General features: G+C 31.1%; 16 protein-coding genes. 9 read left to right on the forward strand and 7 right to left on the reverse strand.

Translation table 11 applies throughout. The annotated features are described in order from the left end of the window. Positions 1-20 precede the first annotated feature (20 nt). The 6 genes from BR52_RS11990 (at position 21) to BR52_RS12015 (ending at position 9390) form a co-directional block, all read left to right on the forward strand. Positions 21-1100: an endonuclease/exonuclease/phosphatase family protein gene (locus tag BR52_RS11990; protein WP_051915723.1), complete on the forward strand. Its 1080-nt coding sequence runs from the start codon at positions 21-23 to the stop codon at positions 1098-1100. 392 nt (positions 1101-1492) lie between these two features. Then, positions 1493-2647, forward strand: a complete 1155-nt coding sequence (locus BR52_RS11995) for a GA module-containing protein (protein ID WP_034573151.1) — start codon at positions 1493-1495, stop codon at positions 2645-2647. Between the two features lie 18 nt (positions 2648-2665). After that, positions 2666-4900 carry a dockerin type I repeat-containing protein gene (locus BR52_RS12000; RefSeq protein WP_034573153.1) on the forward strand — a complete coding sequence of 745 codons (2235 nt, stop codon included), beginning with the start codon at positions 2666-2668 and terminating at the stop codon, positions 4898-4900. 31 nt (positions 4901-4931) lie between these two features. Continuing rightward, positions 4932-6989 (forward strand): leucine-rich repeat protein, encoded by a 2058-nt coding sequence (locus BR52_RS12005; protein ID WP_034573156.1) that lies wholly within the window; start codon positions 4932-4934, stop codon positions 6987-6989. A gap of 386 nt (positions 6990-7375) precedes the next feature. Next, positions 7376-8131, forward strand: coding sequence for a LytR/AlgR family response regulator transcription factor (locus BR52_RS12010; RefSeq protein ID WP_034573158.1), 756 nt, complete (start codon positions 7376-7378; stop codon positions 8129-8131). Then, a complete protein-coding gene (locus tag BR52_RS12015; protein WP_034573160.1) occupies positions 8128-9390 on the forward strand; it encodes a sensor histidine kinase in 1263 nt (420 codons plus the stop codon). The genes BR52_RS12010 and BR52_RS12015 overlap by 4 nt, the downstream gene beginning before the upstream one ends. A 216-nt stretch (positions 9391-9606) precedes the next feature. Here BR52_RS12015 and BR52_RS12020 read toward each other — a convergent pair whose 3' ends face one another. From BR52_RS12020 to BR52_RS12030, 3 genes are all read right to left on the reverse strand, one after another. After that, a complete protein-coding gene (locus tag BR52_RS12020) occupies positions 9607-11940 on the reverse strand; it encodes a glycoside hydrolase (RefSeq protein ID WP_034573162.1) in 2334 nt (777 codons plus the stop codon). A 179-nt stretch (positions 11941-12119) separates the two neighbouring features. Continuing rightward, positions 12120-12431 (reverse strand): heavy metal-binding domain-containing protein, encoded by a 312-nt coding sequence (locus tag BR52_RS12025; RefSeq protein WP_034573164.1) that lies wholly within the window; start codon positions 12429-12431, stop codon positions 12120-12122. 64 nt (positions 12432-12495) lie between these two features. Beyond that, positions 12496-13119 (reverse strand): CPBP family intramembrane glutamic endopeptidase, encoded by a 624-nt coding sequence (locus BR52_RS12030; RefSeq protein ID WP_034573166.1) that lies wholly within the window; start codon positions 13117-13119, stop codon positions 12496-12498. 131 nt (positions 13120-13250) lie between these two features. Between BR52_RS12030 and BR52_RS12035 the strand changes: the two genes are divergently transcribed. Next, a complete protein-coding gene (locus BR52_RS12035; RefSeq protein ID WP_034573168.1) occupies positions 13251-14141 on the forward strand; it encodes a helix-turn-helix domain-containing protein in 891 nt (296 codons plus the stop codon). Positions 14142-14201: 60 nt separating this feature from the next. Here BR52_RS12035 and BR52_RS12040 read toward each other — a convergent pair whose 3' ends face one another. From BR52_RS12040 to BR52_RS12055, 4 genes are read right to left on the reverse strand one after another with little or no spacing between them, the layout of a single operon-like run. Next, the gene (locus tag BR52_RS12040) at positions 14202-15611 is read right to left on the reverse strand and encodes a sensor histidine kinase (protein ID WP_236707195.1); all 1410 of its coding nucleotides are present in this window, start codon (positions 15609-15611) and stop codon (positions 14202-14204) included. Next, complete coding sequence (locus tag BR52_RS12045) at positions 15601-16245, reverse strand: response regulator transcription factor (RefSeq protein ID WP_034573172.1); 645 nt, start codon at positions 16243-16245, stop codon at positions 15601-15603. Before BR52_RS12045 ends, BR52_RS12040 begins: the two co-directional genes overlap by 11 nt. Before the next feature lie 56 nt (positions 16246-16301). Further along, entirely contained in the window at positions 16302-17315 is a 1014-nt protein-coding gene (locus BR52_RS12050; protein ID WP_034573174.1) for an LCP family protein, read from the reverse strand. Beyond that, entirely contained in the window at positions 17312-17911 is a 600-nt protein-coding gene (locus BR52_RS12055) for a glycoside hydrolase family 73 protein (RefSeq protein WP_034573176.1), read from the reverse strand. The genes BR52_RS12050 and BR52_RS12055 overlap by 4 nt, the downstream gene beginning before the upstream one ends. A gap of 193 nt (positions 17912-18104) precedes the next feature. Here BR52_RS12055 and BR52_RS12060 point away from each other — a divergent pair, with 193 nt between their 5' ends. Next, positions 18105-18560, forward strand: a complete 456-nt coding sequence (locus BR52_RS12060; RefSeq protein ID WP_051915724.1) for a hypothetical protein — start codon at positions 18105-18107, stop codon at positions 18558-18560. Positions 18561-18779: 219 nt separating this feature from the next. Then, positions 18780-19058: a TIGR04197 family type VII secretion effector gene (locus tag BR52_RS12065; RefSeq protein WP_034570078.1), complete on the forward strand. Its 279-nt coding sequence runs from the start codon at positions 18780-18782 to the stop codon at positions 19056-19058. The last annotated feature ends 16 nt before the right edge of the window (positions 19059-19074 follow it).

Below are 19074 nucleotides of genomic sequence, written 5' to 3' on the forward strand. Positions count from 1 at the left end.
GGGTGGAGGGTTTATGGAGTATGAAGATAAAAAATTTTTTAAAAATAGTTGGTGGAGTTTTAGGGGTTATCTTGTTAGAAGTTTTGATTTATGTAGGTTATGTTTACTTTAGCTATGATAGATTAGCTGACCAGTTACCTGCAGAAATCAAGCAAAACGCAGTAGCTAAAGAAATAAGTTCAAATAAAAAATACAGCGTTACGACTTTTAACATCGGTTATGGTTCGTATAGTCCGGAGTACTCTTTTTTTATGGACGGAGGAAAAGAATCAAAAGCGTATAGCAAAGAAAGTGTATTAACCAATGTAAATGGTGCGGCAAAAACCATTCAAAATGTTAATCCGGATTTTGCACTGTTTCAAGAAGTGGACGTAAAAGCAACGCGTAGTCGAGGAATCAATGAAATCAAACAACTAAGTCAACGTTTCCCAACCTATTCAAGAAGCTATGCAACAAATTACGATTCAGCGTATCTAATGTATCCAATCTTGGATCCGATTGGGAAATCAAAATCTGGAATTGTCACAATGAGTGATGTTCAGATAACCGAAAGCACGCGCTACAGTTTGCCGATTGAAACAAATTTTAATAAGTTTTTTGATTTAGACAGAGCCTTTACGGTCTCGAAGATACCCGTAGAAAATGGGAAGAATTTAATGCTCTACAATGTTCATTTATCTGCCTATATGAAGGATAAAAAAGTACAAAAAGAACAGATTGCCAAATTATTTAATCATATGGAAGTCGAATATAAAAAAGGGAACTATGTTATTTGTGGTGGTGATTTTAACCATAATTTATTAGATACGTCCTCAAAAATTTTTAAAAATAATCAAAAGGAAGACTATACCTGGTTACAAGCATTTCCAAAAAAAGACTTGCCAAAAAATTTATCACTGGTAAAACTGAGTGACGTGAAAACGCCAGTTCCAAGTGTACGCAATTTAGATAAACCCTATGAAAAAGATAAATCTTTTGTTGCAGTGATTGATGGCTTTATCATTTCTAATAATGTAACGAATTATCGTACAAATGTGATTGATGCTGGATTTGAACATTCTGATCATAATCCAGTTAAAATGACATTTGAATTGAAATAACTAAAAAGATCCGTAACCTAGTTTAATTGGGGGACGGATCTTTTATAAATTATAGAAAAATTAAACGTATAACTAATAGAACTGTTAGCTACAGTAGATTTTGTAAAAATAGATTGGAACTATCTAATAATAAAAGTTAAATATAGAGTTTTTCTAATTTAAGTAGGTTAAACTAGAAACTTATTTTAAATAGTGGCAAATTGGTTTAAAAGATAGACAATTTATTTTTTTAAATGCTTCTCTTTGTTCTACGATAACAATATTTTTAAATTTATTTTCTAAAAGAGCGCAAAAGGAATGTAAAGCGCTTTCAAAAATATTTATATAAATGAAACTAGATGTTAGTATTACATGTAATGTTAATTAAATTTATTTGAAAGGAAGAATGTTAAATGAAAAAGCAAATTTTTACTGTAGCTATGGCAACTTCATTAGCTTGTGTACCGCTTTTAAATAATTGTCTTGATGATAATTATGTACTGGCGACGAACTTAAGCGAGAGCTCAAGTATTGGTTTATCAGATCGTGGAACGTTAGTACCAGTTATTCCAGCTAAGTCTGTAATTGGTCAGGAAACAGCAATTAACTTAAATGTTAATCTGACAAATCCTGCAAAAATCAATGTTATGAGAATATTAGCAAACATTGAAGGTGATGCAGAATTTGTGTCAATAGGTGATAACCCTAGGTACTATAATATTAAACCTGATGGCTCATTAATTTATATTAATGATGCTTTGGAGGATTATAAGACAATACCTTTGGTGCTAAAAGTAAATGGATCAGGTCCAGTTAAAGTAAATTTAACTGTTGAGTATGCTGATGCAGAAAAAGAGTCATCCAATTCAACTTCTGTAAATTTAAATGTAGTAGCAGATGATAGAAGTTTAGAAGTGGCAAAAGAGGAAGCAAAAGTAATAATTAATGATTTATCTAATTTATCAGATGATGAAAAATCTAATTACACACAACAAGTTGATAATAGTAAAACTGTGGAAGAGGTTAATAGTATTGTTTTAGATGCACAAAATAAGGATCGAGATAATGCAAAAGCAAAATTAGAAGCAGCAAAAGAGAAAGCAAAAGAACAAATCAATAATTTACCTAATATATCAGATTCTGAAAAAGAAGAATATAATATAGCGATTGATCTTGCAGGAAATGAAGAAGCTATTAATAAAATTGTTCATGAAGCCGAAACTGCTAATGGTTTAAATGAGAATAAAGATCCAAATGAGAATAAAAATCCGAATGAGAATAAAGATCCAAATGCAAACAAGGATCCAAATGAGAATAAAAATCCAAATGAAAATAAAGATCCAAAAGAGAACGAAGATTCAAATACTTCTGAATTAAAAATAAAGAATAAAGATACTGATAAAAATAAAGAAATTTCAAATTTAACGAGACAAAATAATAAACAAGTTGACAATACTAAAAATTTACCTGTAACTGGAGAAAATTTATCCAATAAAGGAATATTAAGTATGTTAGGAACAGGGATTATTGTTTTAGCATCTTGGTTTGGATTCAAGAAATATAAATAAGAATGGGGAAATAAAAAAATGAATTTAAAAAAATTAATTACAGTGGGATTAGTAACAACTACATTATTTAGTACAGCACCAATAGGTTTGATTAGCCCTGTAGTATTGGCTAATAAGGTTGATAACGATAAAACATATAGTATTACAAGCACTGATGAAGCATTTATTTTTGGTGACTTTGCAAGTATGACTTTCAAAACACCTAACAATATTAATTTAGATGGAACATCTTCTATTTTGATTGACAGTAACTGGAATGATCCACAACTTTCCCATGTAGCTAGAGTAGTTATGGAAGTTACGAATGGATCTATGATTTTTGAGTCTGTAGACGGTTTAGCGGCTAGGTATTATACCATAAGTAATGCAGGCAAAAAAATAACTATGATCATTGATAACCAACCAGAATTGTTAAATGTTCTTGTAAAAGGGCAAGCGTTAGGGAAAGTAGACATGTCCGTAACTATTGATTACGCTAATGAAACACTTAACGATGACATGACTGGACAAAAAGTTTTATCAACGACTGTGATTGATGGAGTAGCCCTACAAGCAGCGAAAGATGAAGCAATTAAAGAGATTGACGGCTTACCAAATTTAACAACCGAAGAAAAACAAGGATTTAAAGATGCAGTAAATAAATCAGAAACTACAGATAAAGTGGCACAAGTAGTACAAGAAGCAAAAGATAAAGATGCACAAGCATTACAAACAGCAAAAGATGAAGCAAATAAAGAAATCGATGCCTTACCAAACTTAACAGCTGAAGAAAAACAAGGATTTAAAGATGCAGTAAACGGTTCTAAAACGACAGATGAAGTAGCACAAGCGTTGCAAAATGCAAAAAATAAAGATAAAGAAAATGCAGATGCACAAGCATTGCAAACAGCAAAAGATGAAGCAAATAAAGAAATCGATGCCTTACCAAACTTAACAGCTGAAGAAAAACAAGGGTTTAAAGATGCAGTAAACGGTTCTAAAACGACAGATGAAGTAGCACAAGCGTTGCAAAATGCAAAAAATAAAGATAAAGAAAACGCAGATGCACAAGCATTGCAAACAGCAAAAGATGAAGCAAATAAAGAAATCGATGCCTTACCAAACTTAACAGCTGAAGAAAAACAAGGGTTTAAAGATGCAGTAAACAGTTCTAAAACGACAGATGAAGTAGCTCAAGCATTACAAAATGCAAAAGATAAAGATGCACAAGTCTTGCAAACAGCAAAAGATGGAGCAAACAAAGAAATCGATGGTTTGCCAAACTTAACAGCTGAAGAAAAACAAGGGTTTAAAGATGCAGTAAACGGTTCTAAAACGACAGATGAAGTAGCTCAAGCATTACAAAATGCAAAGGACAAAGATGCAAACAATAAAAAAGAAAAAGAACTTGAAGCGATAAAAGAAAAAGAAAAAGAAGCGATTGATCAATTACCAGGTTTAACAGATGAGGAAAAAAATAAAATTAAAGATGATATCAACAATGCAAAAACTGAAGAAAAAATTAAAGATATTGTAGACAAAGCGAATGAAACAAGTCAATTACGTGAAGAAGAAAAAGCATTACAAGATGCAAAAGATAAGGCTAAAGAAGCGATTGATCAATTACCAGGTTTAACAGATGAAGAAAAAAATAAAATTAAAGATGATATTGACAATGCAAAAACTCAAGAAAAGATTAAAGATATTGTAGATAAAGCGAATGAAACAAGTCAATTACGCGAGGAAGAAAAAGCGTTACAAGATGCAAAAAATAAAGCAAAAGCAGCTATTGATGCATTGCAAAATTTAACAAATACAGAAAAACAAAATTTTAAAGATTTAGTAGATAGTGCAAAATCTCAAGACCGTGTTTCTCAAATTGTTTCGGATGCAGTTATTTTAGATAACAATAACTTGAGTGCAGCTAAAAAAGAAGGAATTGCTACAATTGAAGGGTTAAAAGAGTTAACATTAGAAGAAAAAAATAGTTTTATTACCAAAGTAAATGATTCAAAATTAGTTTCAGAAATTAAAAACATTGTAGATGAAGCAATAGCATTAAATAAAGCGAATTATGTTTTACCAGGAGATTTAAATGCAGACGGACATGTTAAATTATCAGATTTATCATATCTTCTAGCATATTTAAAAGACGAGACAATTCCAAGTATTATTGTAGATAAGAAAAAATTCTTGAAAGCCGCAGATTTTAATGGAGATGGTAAAATTTCTTTGATAGATTATGCTAAGCTTCAAAATTATTTAATGTCATAAGGTGCTATCAATACAAAAAATGAGGGAAACGATGAAAAAGAATAAAATTATTTCAAAATTACTATGTATGACATTAATCTTAGGATTATCGCCACTTACTACTATTTCTTCAGTTTTTGCTGAAGAAATAGTAGACAATACAAAAAATGCTATTGTTGATGAATTTGGTTTTGTTTATTCTGACGATAGAAAAAACGCTATTATAGGATATAATGGTTCCTCAAAAAATATTAGAATTCCATCACATGTTATTGGAATTCAGCAAAAAGCATTTATGAATAAAAATATAGAAAGTGTTTATATTCCACGTACTTTAAGATCTATATCTGATAGTGCTTTCAGATATAATAATTTGAGAAATATAACGATGGAAAGCAGTCTAGGAGTACTTGGAGATTATGCTTTCTCAGATCAAAAATCAACCTCTGAAATTGAGGATAAAGATTTAGTAGATCAATATGGTAAAAAAATGTTTTCTATGAAAGATATTAATTTTTCTATTCAGGTACAAGGAAGTGATGATAGAATTGACGTTGTTAGATTATCCAGCAACGAAGTATCATTCAAAGATGGCGTATTTACTATTAGCTCGCTAGATGAATTAGAACAAGATACTTTTGAATTTAAATTTTCATGGGCAGCAAAATCTCTCTATAATACCTATTTTAACGGTGAAGAAACGGTAACCATAAAAAATATAAAGCCGTCCCAATTTAAGCGAGATAGTGTGAAAGATGAAATTAATAAATTATTAAATTTAGATACAACAGAAAAAAATTATTATATTCAACAGGTAGATCAGGCAAATTCTTTTAGCGAATTGAAAAAAATACTGGCAGATGCACAAAGTGCAGATAGAAATGCTTTGAATAATGCTAAAATAAAAGCAGTTGATCAAATTCAAAACTTGCCAGGTTTAACGAATTCAGAAAAAGAATTTTATAAGAATAAAGTAGACCTTTCTGTGTCTATAAAAGAAATAGAACAAATTGTTAAAGAAGCTTTAGATAAGAATAAAATAAGTATATTCCAAAAAATGAAAGAGGAAGCTAATAAAGAAATTGATAAATTACAAAATTTAACAGATAAAGAAAAAGAAGGCTTTAAAAGCGCAATAGACAATGCTGAGACTACAGATGAGGTAATAAAAGTTTTACAAAATGCAAAAGATAAAGATGCACAAGTATTACAAATTGCCAAAGATAAGGCAAATAAAGAGATTGATAGATTACAAAATCTGACAGATAAAGAAAAAGAAATTTTTAAAGATTTAGTAAATAGCTCTAAAGTTACTGATGAAGTAGCACAAGCATTACAAGCTGCAAAAAATAAAGATGCACAAGCACTGCAAGTAATTAAAGAAAAAGCAAATAAAGAAATTACTGAGTTGCCAAATTTAACAAATAAAGAGAAACAGGAATTTCATGATAGAGTTACGGAAGCGAAAAATAAAGATGAAATAGAACAAATATTAGAGGAAGCAAGAGAGAGAAATGATGAGTATGACTTAAGTTCCTTAGAATATTTAAAAGTAAAGCCTACTATTCCTGAAGAGATGTATCAAAATGAAGATGGAATACTGCGCTTTGACTTTGAATGGAAAGATAAGTCATTGTCTAATATAGCTAAAATTGTTTTAACTATAGATGAGAATAGTGCAGCTGTGTTTGAAATAATTAAAAATGTTCCAAATAATTATTATTTAATTTCAAATGATGGGAAAAAAGCAACTATAATGTTAGATCAATTTCAAGATTACATTGAAGTATTACTATCTGATAAAAAAATAGAAGATGTTTCAATTTCTATGTATCTTGAGTATGCTAATGAAAATTTACCAAAAGAAATTATCAAACGTCAAGTATTTAATACAAAGTTTGTAGAACGTAAAGTCATTTTAGGAGATCTTAACGATAGTGGTACGGTGACTGTTTTAGACCAATCATTGCTTCTTAATTATTTACTGAAAAATAAAATACCGCCATCTTTAAATAAAGAAAGATTTTTAAAAGCAGCTGACTTTAATCAAGATAATAAAGTTACAATGATAGATTATGCGTTATTAGTGACCTATATCATGAATCTGTAAAACAGAATAACTAAGTCATAAACATACGTACATTGCTGAGTATATAGAAGTTTTTGTTAATTAGTGGTATATAAGAAAGCAAGATAATTCTCTAAATATAAGAGAATTATCTTGTTTTATTTATCTTGGGTAGATTAGTATAGTTCTGATAATATAGCCAAGCTATTTTTAAAATTATAAAAAAAAGAAATTTAAATCCGGTTTAATATTAAAATTAACTATTTTTATGTCCGTGGGAAAAATGCTATTATTGTAAATAATCTAGTAGTCATGAATCCTAGTTGTACGTATGATAGCAATCAATAATTAATTTTTGTGAAAATAAAAATTCAGTGTATTCTGTAAAATAATTTGGATGACCTAAATAAAACAAAGGGATGATAGTTTTGATTGATATATCTATATATATAATAGAAGATAACCATCAATACTCGAAATTAATAGATAAAATAGTATGTGATTTTTTTGAGACGAAAAAAAATATTAAACTAACAAAGTATATCATAACTGATTTTTTTAACTTTTATAGAAATATGGAAGAAAGTTCATTTAAATCAACGGATATTTATATTATTGATATTGATTTAAATATAAAATTAACTGGAATTGATATAGGTAGTAAAATAAGAAAGTATAGTATAAGCTCAAAAATTATTTATTTAACGTCTCTTGAAGATAAAGCGATAGAAATAATTAACGAAAAAATTAGACCAGAAGGATATCTTATTAAAGATATAGATGCTTCAGCAATAAGATTGAAGTTGATTAATTTGATAGAAGATATAGTATTTAACATGTACAATGCTGAAAATAGCATTGTCGTGAACTCTAAAACAAATAAAAACATCATTGCCTATGATGAGATACTATATATAGCAGTTTTACCAGGTGAGAGGAATAAGTTAATAGCATACACAATTTTAGGAGAAATAATTTTCAATGGTAAAATTTCGGATATGAAAAAAAAATTACCAAGTGATTTTTTTATACTTAATTTAAAATCTTATGTTATTAATTATAAAAAAATAGATTCTTTCTCTTACAAGAATGAATCTGTTATTTTTGAAAATGGCAGTGAAATATATGTTGGGAAAAAAATTATTAGAAAGATCGATCTTCATAAGAAAGGATTAAGCATATGAATACATTTACTGTGCTATTATCACAATTTTTATTTTTTGTTTTTTTCATTGATTTTAATATAATGTTTACAAAAAAATCAAAATTACTTATAACGATATTCATCATCATTTCAATCGTATATATACAAAATAGTGTACCTAATGATGTGTTGGATTTATCTATAGGGATAAACATTTATATTTTGTTGTTTGTTTGTATGTATATTAACAATAAAAGCGTAGTGTTATCAACTATGTTTTTATTATTTTTAAATAATGTGCTTTCATTTATATGGACATTTACGTATGATATTCCAAATAAAGTTTCTTATAATTATAAGATTAGTTTTAAAGTTGTGGCTATACAGTTTTTAATTTTAATAGTCATTAAATTTATTGTTAATGAAATGAATAAAAGGAATTTCATGGAGAATGTTGTTTATTTAACGAATGGAAAATATCGTTTTTTTTCTATATGTATGGGTATATTTGATTGTGTTTTAATAATATCAAGACCCATTTTTTTGATTTTAAATAATCATTTCAATTATTTTCTAAGTACTTTCCTACTGTTTCTATGTTTTATTTTTTTTACGATATTTATATTAATTTTGAACAAAAATATTGAAAATGAAATCATGTTAAAAGTGCAATCGAAAAATGCGATTTTTCTTACGAATCAAATAGAAACTTCTCGAGATTTTCGACATGATTATAAAACTTTTGTGTACAGTATTAAAAGTTTAATAGATAATAACGATTTTTATGAAGCTAAATTATATATGGATTCTATGGTTAAAGAATCTAAAATTATAATGTGGATAAATCACTATCCTGTTATAGAAAAAATTTCAAATTCTGCCTTACAAGGAGTATTGTTAGACACAATTAATTATTGTGACCAAAACAACATCAATTTCATTTTAAACGTGAAGAAATTTCCGGCATATATTGATATGGATTTATTTGATTTTATCAGATGCTTTTCACTTCTTATTAATAATGCTAAAGAATATTGTTTGAGTATGGTAAATGTAGAAATAATCGGCAGCTCTTCAGAATTAAGAATAACTGTAGAAAATGACTGTGCAGGAAAAGTTAATGTGGAAAAAATATTTAAAAGAAATTATACAACAAAACAAGATCATCAAGGGATCGGTTTATATATTTTAAAAAAGACAATAAAAAAATATAGTAATGTTGAATATTTTGTGGAAACAAAAAGAGACGTAATTTCTTTTTCAATAGTAATTAGTAATGTTCGTAATAGATTAAACTAAAATGTAATGTATGTGATGATGTGTATAGGGTATTTCTACAAACGATCACTTACTTTTTATACACTATTTTGCTACAGTGCATGGTAAGGGTAGCTATTTTTTAAATACGTAGTTGTAAGAAATTAACTATTTTGAAACTATTTTTATTTCAGAAATACCATTTGTACTAAAAAAAGAGAGTCATAATCAAGAAATTGATTGTGACTCTCTTTTTAGTTAGTCTCCTTTAATCACTGTTTCTTTTCCATCATTTAGAACAAGAGCTGTTTGAGCAGCAACTTTCACACCATCAGCTTCATAATCAGTATCAGAAAAATTAGCGATGACAGACAGTTTATCTCCAAACTGTGTTTTTTGGACTAAACGATCAGCTGTTAACATACTGAAATCAGTCATTTCATGTTGTAAAGCTGCTTTTTGGAACGGCGACCAAGTTTTAGCATTTTGGCTTAAATCAGATTTATGTTCTTCCCAGCTTGCTTTATCTAAATGGGCCATCGGCGGAGTGTTATATAAATATTCTGTCATACGACGCTCGCCAACTTGATCCTTGATTTTGTAGCTATCCCATTCCCAATGATGAGACGTGATAACAGAGCGATTGTAGACAAGTTTATACAGTGGTAGCGAATAAACAGGATCTGTGTAAATAGCTTTATATTCTTCTTTGATAGGGACTACTTTATTATATTTGCTAGGGATGCCGCCATCAAGAGCAGCGTAACTTCCAACATAATAGGGGCTGTCTTTATTTTCACGCATATCAGGATCTGACCACATAATTACGGGTGTTTCTAATCCATGAGCAAAAACCATTTCTTTTGAGGCAAAATCATTTCCACCCTCAGAGCCAACGACCATTCCTTGTTGATCGAAATAATCCATTCGTTGTAAACGTCCAGCGACATCTTCGTTTTTAGTTGTTAAGTGATCTTTACTGTAATCATTATAAATTTCACCTGCAGCATCGGTATCTAAAAACCAAGAATTAAAGGGAATTTTATTTTTAACGATGCCAGTAAAGCGCTCTTTGACATCTGGGAAAATAAGCGTTGGATTTAGCTTCCGTCCTTTACCTAAGAAACCAGCCACTTTGTCACCATTTTTTTTGGAAACCGTTGCTTGCTCGTATAGGTCCTTATTAGGAAAAGAAGCTGTGTTCCAGTCAATACTTGCATTTTCTTGAATCGATTGATAAGAATCATAGGGGCCAACTAAGTAGCCTTGGTCATTTGCTGTTTTAACCATCGTTGGATTCATCAAGCCATTCGCCCAATTTGGCAAACCAATCCAAGCATTTTCAATGCCACTGGCTTTCATATCTTTTAAAACATCCGTAGAAGAAGCTTGTCCCCATGAATTAAGTTCTGGTGTCAAATCCGAAAGAACCCCAGCTAATAAATGTTTATTTAGCGTGTAGCGTTCTTGTTCACTCAGGGAATCAATTCCTTTATCCAGTAACTGTTGAGCTATCTTATCAGGATTTTTAAAAATAGCGTCGTTGTAAAATTGAGGATAAAGTAAAGTATAATTAATCGCTGTTAAAATAGTATTTTTTTCAAATGTATACCCTTCATGATTTTTAAAGGCAGCTAACGCATTTAAATATTCTTCGGAACCATCTTCGCCATATTGATCCAATAGTTCGCCAATCCATTTAAAAATAGGTTCGTCGACTTTATCGGGAAGCTTGTTCCATTTGATATCTTCGGTATTTAAAATACGATTGTTCCAATAATAAACTTGAATCGCACCTGCCATTTTTTTGATTTCCGGATTTTTTTCAGCTTTTTCATCAAGGGTTTTAAACTCCCCACGCTCCATCCGGTCCATTTGGTAGGTTTTGGCAATTGCAACAGGATCATTATCGGTTACATATAAACGGTAATTCAAGGTTTTATTTGGATTAAACCCAATAAAATGATGCGCATTTTCAAGTGTTAAATGAGGCTCTGTTTGAGCAATCAAATCACTATCAAAGGTATCATCCATCACAAAAGTAGTAGCGAATTTTTGTTGATTGGTTGTGAAAAAGTTCATTGAAAAAGACTCACTCATAGCTAATTCGTCATTTTGTTTAAAATAAGCTAGCCAATCTTTTTGGTCATTGGGAATGGTCTTTCCTTCAGCAATCGGCAACGTATAGTTTGTTGCGTCTAGCTTTGGCCAATTAAAGGTGCGGTCTTCCTTATCCGAACTTGTGATGGCAATAGCCAAATGATTTGCTTTTTTCTGAATATCAACGTGTATTTGTTCGGTTGGGTAAGTCCAACTGATCTGCTTTTTCTCTTTTTTTAAATCGGTAACTTTCTTAGCTTCCAATGGTTGTGCAACAATTTCTTTTGTCCCATTTTCTGTGATTGCTACTTGAAAGGTTTCAGGAACAACGTCAAAATCAAAATCCTTTTTCGCGTAGGATTTATTTTTTTCGACCTCTTTGTTTACGACGGCAGCGTCAACTGTTCCAGCTTCTTTTGAATTTGCCAAACTACAGGCAGGTAATGACAGTGAAATCATTGCTAAACTTAAATACACTCCAAATTTTTTCATAATTGTCCTCCTTTAAGATGGACTTAGTGTAGCAAGGGAATGTTACAGAAAAATGGCGAAGGTAAAGTAAAGATGATAAAGGAGGATTGAATGGATTGTGTATTTTAAATAAAAAAAATTCCCCATCTCTCTATTTAAAATAAAGAGATGGAGAAAGAGTAAAATGATTCAGAAAAAAATTATTTGTATTTTACGGCTGTTCCATAAGCTGCAACGGACTGCATATCTGTTCCAATCGAACCGGAATCAAAGCGCATCATCACAACGGCGTCTGCTCCCATGTCCTTAGCATTTTGTTTCAAGCGTTCAATCGCTTTTTCACGAGATTCTTCCAACATTTCCGTGTAGGCTTTTATTTCACCACCCACAATGTTTTTCAAATTAGCGCCAATATTTTTAAATACATTTTTGGATTGTGTAGTTAGTCCAAAAACTTCCCCGATTACTTCATAGTCTTTTCCTGGTATCGCTTCAGTAGTTGTTATTAGCATGTAAAGCCTTCCTCTCTTGTCGTTGATTTTAGAAATGATAGAACAAAATTATATCATACCATACCTACATGATAGATTGCGCCACAAATAATGCAATGATATCTACTAGCATATGGGCTACCCAAGAGCCCCAAATACTATTTCCTGTTTTCAAATAAATGAAGTTAAAAATAATTCTAGCAACACCTTGCAAAAGTAAAACATGCAATACGGTTGAAAATAGACTGCCATCCCAATATGGAATCACATGCAGTAAACCAAAAATTACAGCACTTATTAGTGTACTTATAGTGATGGACAATCTTTTTTTTCGTGCAACTTCTAAAATGCCTATGCCCAACAACTCTTCTCCCATTAACATAATAGGAAGCATGAAGATGAGTTCGTTAAGATGACCAACTGCGGGACTACTTGCCCAATGTAGTCCAAGTGCTTTTGCAATTACGCCGACGACAATTCCAACAACAAAATAAAGCAGGACACCTAATGGAATAACCCACAATTTTTTTGGAAAATGAAACGATTCACGTCCAGTAGTACCAAAAACAATTATCCAAGCGATCGCTCCTCCAACAAATAGTCCCCACCAAGCCCAACTGTAAACCATGAGTAAGGTAAATCCTATCAATAATAGAAGGGAACCGATAATGATTTTTCTTCCAGATAAATTTTCTTTTAATTCATACATAATGATGCTCCTCCTTGTACGTAATACTTACACGACTTATTATAAATAAAAAAAGCAATAAATGCTTAAAAGTACCTTATTTAACACTTTTATTTTATAATAGTTAGTAAAAAAGAGAAAAGAGTGATCTTTTGACATACGGTGAGTTAATTCGAGAAATTAGAATTAAAAAAAATATAACGCAAAAATACTTATATCAATCGATTATGTCAAAATCATATGCGATTCGATTTGAACAAGGAAAACATGAAATTTCTTTTTTTTTGTTCAATCAAATTTTAGAAAAAATCCCAATGGAAGTCGATGAATTTCTGTATATTTACAATCATTACCATGAGTCGCAATCGGAATCTTTTTATAATGAATATGGACATTACGGAAATATAAATGATATTACGGGTCTAGTGAACCTGAAAAATAAAATCAGCAACGCAGTCGATAATAATCAGATTAACTTAAAAATAGCTGAACTAACTGCTCGAATAGATCAACTAAATGATTATAATGAAACTGGGTTATATAGCAAAGAAAAGATAGATGAACAAGCCTTAAATCTAATTACGGCACATTTAGAAAATATACAAGATTGGACAATTGACGAACTGCGCTTTTTAGCCAACACGATTGACTATATTGATTATAAAGAACGGCTCGATTATTTTAAATTGCTACTTCCAAAAATCAGAAAATATAAAGAATTTGGGAGAGGGAAAAAAGTTATCTGTACATTACTAATCAATGCTGTTCGCGAATCGATTCTGTTGCTTGATATTGAAACGGCTAAAATCCTTTTGAAAGAGTTAGATTATTTTTCTAACGAGATTGAAGAACTTTTCTTTAGAATTAGTTATTTTTATTACATTGGCTTAATTTTAATTTATGAAAATGAGTTGCTTGATGGTGAAAAAAAAGTAAACAATGCAATCGATACTTTAGAAAATTTGGAATTCCATTATCAAGCCAATTTGTTTAAAGAAACCTATACTCAATTTAAAAAAATAGTTGCTATGCAGGAACACTAAAATAATGTGAGCTCTCTTTTTATTAAAAATGAGGGTTCACATTATTTTTTAGCTATAAAATTAACTGTTTTTTGTTTCATTTTTATGAAAAGTCAACGTAAACACTAACAAATGATGAACTAATTTTGCTTCAATACTGAATCCATGTTCTTCCATAATTGATTTGATAATCGGCAACCCTAACCCCGTCCCTGATAAATCTTTGTTTCGAGACTTTTCATAAACGTAAAAAGCTTCCCAAAGTTTATCTACATCGAATCCAGTCGGTAAGTTTGTTTGATTGCTAATAGAAAATTCAATCAATGTAGCAGTTTCTCGCCAAGTTACTTGGATTTCCTTATCGGTTGTGTATTTAATACTATTTGTTAGAAGGTTATCGAAAACACGTTTAATAAGTGTTGGATCAGCTTCAATAGTAGATAAGGGTTGATCCGTTTTGGCTTCTAATAATAAGATATGCTCTTTTTTCATCATCGGAGTTAACGCCATAGCACTTTGATTCCAACACTCACTTAGCTGAAGGGAATTTTTTTGAAGAGGCTGGGATTCAAGCTTGGCATAGGTTAACATTTGGTCTACGATTTCATTTAGACGTTGGGTTTGTTGCAAGATAACGCTGAGATAGGTCCCATCATCTAAACCGTCTTCAATTCCTGAACCATAGGCTTTAATCACTGCAATCGGAGTTTTTAGTTCATGGGTCAAATCCGCTGTAAATTGCTTTAATTGTTTATTAGTAGCTAATAAATTTTGTTGGTAACGTGCAAGTGCGTGACTCATTTTATTGATGCTGATGGCTAATTCACCAATTTCATTGCTAGGGATATCTGTCGTTGTGACAAAGGTTAACGTAGAAATTTCTTCAGCAATGGTTTTTAAATTAACTAAAGGATCAGTTATTTTTTTTGCAGAAAAATAAATTAAGACAATAATAATAAGCAAGGTCACGCTTAAAGAGATTAAATTGAAGGTATTAATAATTTCAACGGTTTCTGTAAAATCCACTGTTGAAACGCCAACGAGATAAAAAGTGTCCTTCATCATTGCCATCTCTACTAAGAAGCTTGATTTTTGTTTTCCTTGATCGAAGATTCGCTGGATAGATGAAGGGCTTTTTTGAAGTTGAGTTAAAGTTTCTTCAGTAATCCAAAACCGATTTAAGGCAACTCTTTTGCGATTAAGTTGTGTATTTAAAGCTTCATTAAAATCATCAATGTTGGCAGGGTCATTTTTTAACTTTAAAATAGTTACTTGTTGGGTATTTTCTAACTGATTTAATGCATCTGTTGTTCTTTTTGTATCAGGTAAGGCTTTAATAGATGTCATCACCTGACTTACTTTATCTTCCATTTTTGAAAAATAGTAATGAGGCAAAATCAAGGTGTTGAGAAGAAACATTAAAATAAAACTAGCAATTAAAATCGACGATAGAGTCACGGTTAACGTAGTACTTATTTTTTTAGATTTCATTTTCAATGGTATATCCCACTCCTCGTTTTGTATGGACGATAGAGGTTCCAACTTTTTCCCGGAGTCGTCTGATGTGAGTGTCGACAGTTCGTTCAACGCCATCATATTCCATTCCCCACACGCCAATTAACAATTGTTCTCTGGTTAAAATAGTGCCACGATTTTTAAAAAGCATCATCAATAATTCAAACTCTTTTTTCGTTAAATCGATGGTTTCATCTTTTTTCCAGACTTTCATATTGGTAGGATCAATCATCAAATCTTGAATGAGAATTGTTTGAGCCAAACCTAATAATTTTTTGATGCGCAACATTAAGACTTGCGGATGGAAGGGCTTCGTGATGTAGTCATCGGCGCCACTTGTTAATGAAAGAAACTCGTCAGCACCTGTATTTTTTGCAGTCAACATCAGCACTTTTACAGGACTTTCTGCTTTAATCGTTTTGGTGACTTCGATGCCATCTATTTTAGGCATCATCCAATCAATAATGGCTAAATCAATTTTTTTTTGATAAAAAATATCTAGGGCTTCTTCACCGTTGGATGCTGTAAATACACTAAAACCATCTTTTTTTAAATAAGCACTGACAATATGGACAATTTCTGGACTATCATCGGCAATTAAAATATTCATTGAGTAACTTCCTTTCAAAAAAAGATAGAATCCAATTAATGGATTCTATTCTTTCCTTAATTATACTGGCTTTCCTTAGTACTTGTAAACTGATACTCTTTTTTATCACGCTCATCAGCATCATCTAATTTTAAAGAAACTCTCAAACGATGGCTGATAAAATCAAGACTGTCTGGAAATAACTCCACCATACTTGCACCATCTATTGTAACATCTCCCCAGTCAAAGACATAAGAAGTAAAATGATAAGGTTTCCCTAAGGCAGTTTTTCCTAAATCAAGGATATCGTTAAATGTTAAATCAGTTTTCATGTTTTTGCCAATAACGTTTAAAATACTTGAATATTGCTTAATTGATCCAGTGTCCATTGCTTTTTTTGCGATAGCTTCAAGAACAAGTTGCTGGCGTTCGCCACGCTTGACGTCATTATCGATATGTCTAGTTCTTGCCAGTGCTAATGCCTCTTCACCAGTCAAATGCTGTTTTCCTTTTTTTAAATGAACTTCACCATTTCCAAGAGTATTGGTGTCCGTAAAAGTAACGGGAACATCAACCTCAATACCGCCCAATTGATCAACAATTTCAAGAAATGAATTAAAATTGAAGGTAGCATAATAATCAACGGGAGCATTTAACAGCTTCTCCACTGTTGGAACCGTGATTTCCTCTTGTCCATAAGCGTAGGCAGCGTTGATTCTTGTTTGATAAGTAGTTTGCTTTGTTTTTATTGTTGTATAGGTATCACGAGGAATACTGACCATATCAACCGTATGATTTTTAGGATTTATAGTCAAATAAATTAGAGCGTCTGTCCGAGCACTGCCTAAATTACGTTCACTCGTATCATCAATTCCCATCAATAAAACAGAGAATGGATCTTTCTTTGAAAGTGATTTTTTAGTTCCTTCATCTCTTTTTAATTGCTGAAAAGAATGATCAATAGTTTGCTTCGTTTGGGTTAATAACTTAGCGCCATAAACAGCACAACTCGTTAGAGCAATTGCTAAAATAACAATGCATCCAAACAGAAATTGACGACGTCTTTTTTTGATAGTAGTTCGTTTGTTCATGATAAACTCCTTTGTTGGTCATATTTATTTAACTTAAACTGCTCAATCAGTTCGATTAATTTTTCAGCATAATGAGGGTCAGTGGCATAGCCACCATTTTGTAAGGCGTAAGCTGCTTCTTTGTAATCCGTACTAGTTTTAACAGCTTCATACGTTCCGCCATTTAGAAAATCAATGTGATCCACCATGGATTCTTGGATAGTGTCATATTTTTTAAAGCTAGCCTCAATTGTAATACGTTCTCCATTTTCAAATTCATCAGTTGGAAGAGTGCTAGATTGATCGTTGAAACTTCCTTTGATTCCAAATAGATTATGAGAATCAACTGCCAAATCACTTCGTCCCCAGTCAGATTCTAAAATTGCTTGAGCAATTGTAATACTTGCAAATAAGTTTGTTTGCTGTTGAAGAGCTTGGGCTTCCAAAACTATTTCATCAATGAATTTTTGTTGATAAGCTGTTGAATAGTCATGTTGTGTGAGTGGTACTTCCTTTTTTTGTGTGTTATTTAGAACGAAAGATAGACAGAGTAAGAGAGATAATACAAGGAAAATAATCGGTAAGAATTTTTTTTTCGTGATACTTAAAGGTGCCATAAATAAGATTCCCCACTTCTTTTGTAGTTGTTAAAAAGAGTATAGGATGTGAATGTTACAAAAGAATGGCGAAATCAATAATAGGATGACTTTTTGCTATTGAATTCTTTTTAAAATTGTAAAGATTTATGGTAAAGTAACAAAAAAAGTATAAAATTAGTTACTTGTAATAATAGCAAAATGGGGAAGGGTGATGGTAGAAATGAATCAGAAAATCTACGACTACTTAAAAAAACACGATTTAGAGTTTATTGATTATTGGGTAAATGAATATTACATTTACTCAAATGAACATACACTAAGGGCTTCTGAGAAGGACTACTTGATTGAATATCGAAAAGAATGTTTATTTTTATTTCATGCTAATCTAGATACTCAAATGCAAAAAACAGATTTATCAGGTATTTGTCAGGGCATAGGAGAAGATCGTGCCGCGATGAGTACACCATTTAAGGAAGTTTATTTTAATTTTTTCGATTATTCAAAAGCAATGCTTGAATTTTTGATTCAACATAAGAAAGAAGAAAAAATAGCAGTAAGTTATGAAGAATTACTAGAATATATGTTGCTAGTACGTAAGCATGAAACAGAAAATTCCTACGCCATTTATTCAGGCTATATGGATTACACATTTAAAGCAGTATTATAGAAGGATAAATTAAAAAATAAAAAACTCAAATAAATGGATGAAATGCTACATCCCCCTATTCTGAATGGTTAGATTTAAAATCAACAATCCTTACAGATAGGATTTCAAATAATGATTGCGTTTACTATTTTCTTTTTTAGAAATCTATGGTTTAACAATAAAGAACATCTGTATTTTAAAAATCAAATGCGCTATTATTAAACTAAAGGGGATTTTAAAATGGGAGTAGTCCAAAGTAATTTTAATCAAGCAAGTTCTTTAGCTACAGAATTAAGTAATGCAACACAAGCCTTCTCTCACTCTAGTTCAATTTCAAAAGCTTCAGCTACGACCGTATCTGGAAACCAAAAAGCAAGTCTGACGATTGATCAATCTCAATCATTGTTGACGAGCTTTCTAGGTGCCTTACAACGCGACAGCCAAAATATCCAAAGTGTTGCGACGGATTTTGAAGCGATGGATCAAAAACTAGAGAAATCCTTATTAAACTTAAACTAACGTTTGGAGGAATGAG

This window comes from Carnobacterium divergens DSM 20623 (genome assembly GCF_000744255.1).
Classification (GTDB): Bacteria; Bacillota; Bacilli; order Lactobacillales; family Carnobacteriaceae; genus Carnobacterium; species Carnobacterium divergens.

Bases quoted from the DNA above. Each gene is read 5' to 3' on its own strand.
- BR52_RS11990 (WP_051915723.1), top strand. From the start codon at position 21: ATGAAGATAAAAAATTTTTTAAAAATAGTTGGTGGAGTTTTAGGGGTT.
- BR52_RS11995 (WP_034573151.1), top strand. From the start codon at position 1,493: ATGAAAAAGCAAATTTTTACTGTAGCTATGGCAACTTCATTAGCTTGT.
- BR52_RS12000 (WP_034573153.1), top strand. From the start codon at position 2,666: ATGAATTTAAAAAAATTAATTACAGTGGGATTAGTAACAACTACATTA.
- BR52_RS12005 (WP_034573156.1), top strand. From the start codon at position 4,932: ATGAAAAAGAATAAAATTATTTCAAAATTACTATGTATGACATTAATC.
- BR52_RS12015 (WP_034573160.1), top strand. From the start codon at position 8,128: ATGAATACATTTACTGTGCTATTATCACAATTTTTATTTTTTGTTTTT.
- BR52_RS12020 (WP_034573162.1), bottom strand. From the start codon at position 11,940: ATGAAAAAATTTGGAGTGTATTTAAGTTTAGCAATGATTTCACTGTCA.
- BR52_RS12025 (WP_034573164.1), bottom strand. From the start codon at position 12,431: ATGCTAATAACAACTACTGAAGCGATACCAGGAAAAGACTATGAAGTA.
- BR52_RS12030 (WP_034573166.1), bottom strand. From the start codon at position 13,119: ATGTATGAATTAAAAGAAAATTTATCTGGAAGAAAAATCATTATCGGT.
- BR52_RS12040 (WP_236707195.1), bottom strand. From the start codon at position 15,611: ATGAAATCTAAAAAAATAAGTACTACGTTAACCGTGACTCTATCGTCG.
- BR52_RS12045 (WP_034573172.1), bottom strand. From the start codon at position 16,245: ATGAATATTTTAATTGCCGATGATAGTCCAGAAATTGTCCATATTGTC.
- BR52_RS12050 (WP_034573174.1), bottom strand. From the start codon at position 17,315: ATGAACAAACGAACTACTATCAAAAAAAGACGTCGTCAATTTCTGTTT.
- BR52_RS12055 (WP_034573176.1), bottom strand. From the start codon at position 17,911: ATGGCACCTTTAAGTATCACGAAAAAAAAATTCTTACCGATTATTTTC.
- BR52_RS12060 (WP_051915724.1), top strand. From the start codon at position 18,105: ATGGTAGAAATGAATCAGAAAATCTACGACTACTTAAAAAAACACGAT.
- BR52_RS12065 (WP_034570078.1), top strand. From the start codon at position 18,780: ATGGGAGTAGTCCAAAGTAATTTTAATCAAGCAAGTTCTTTAGCTACA.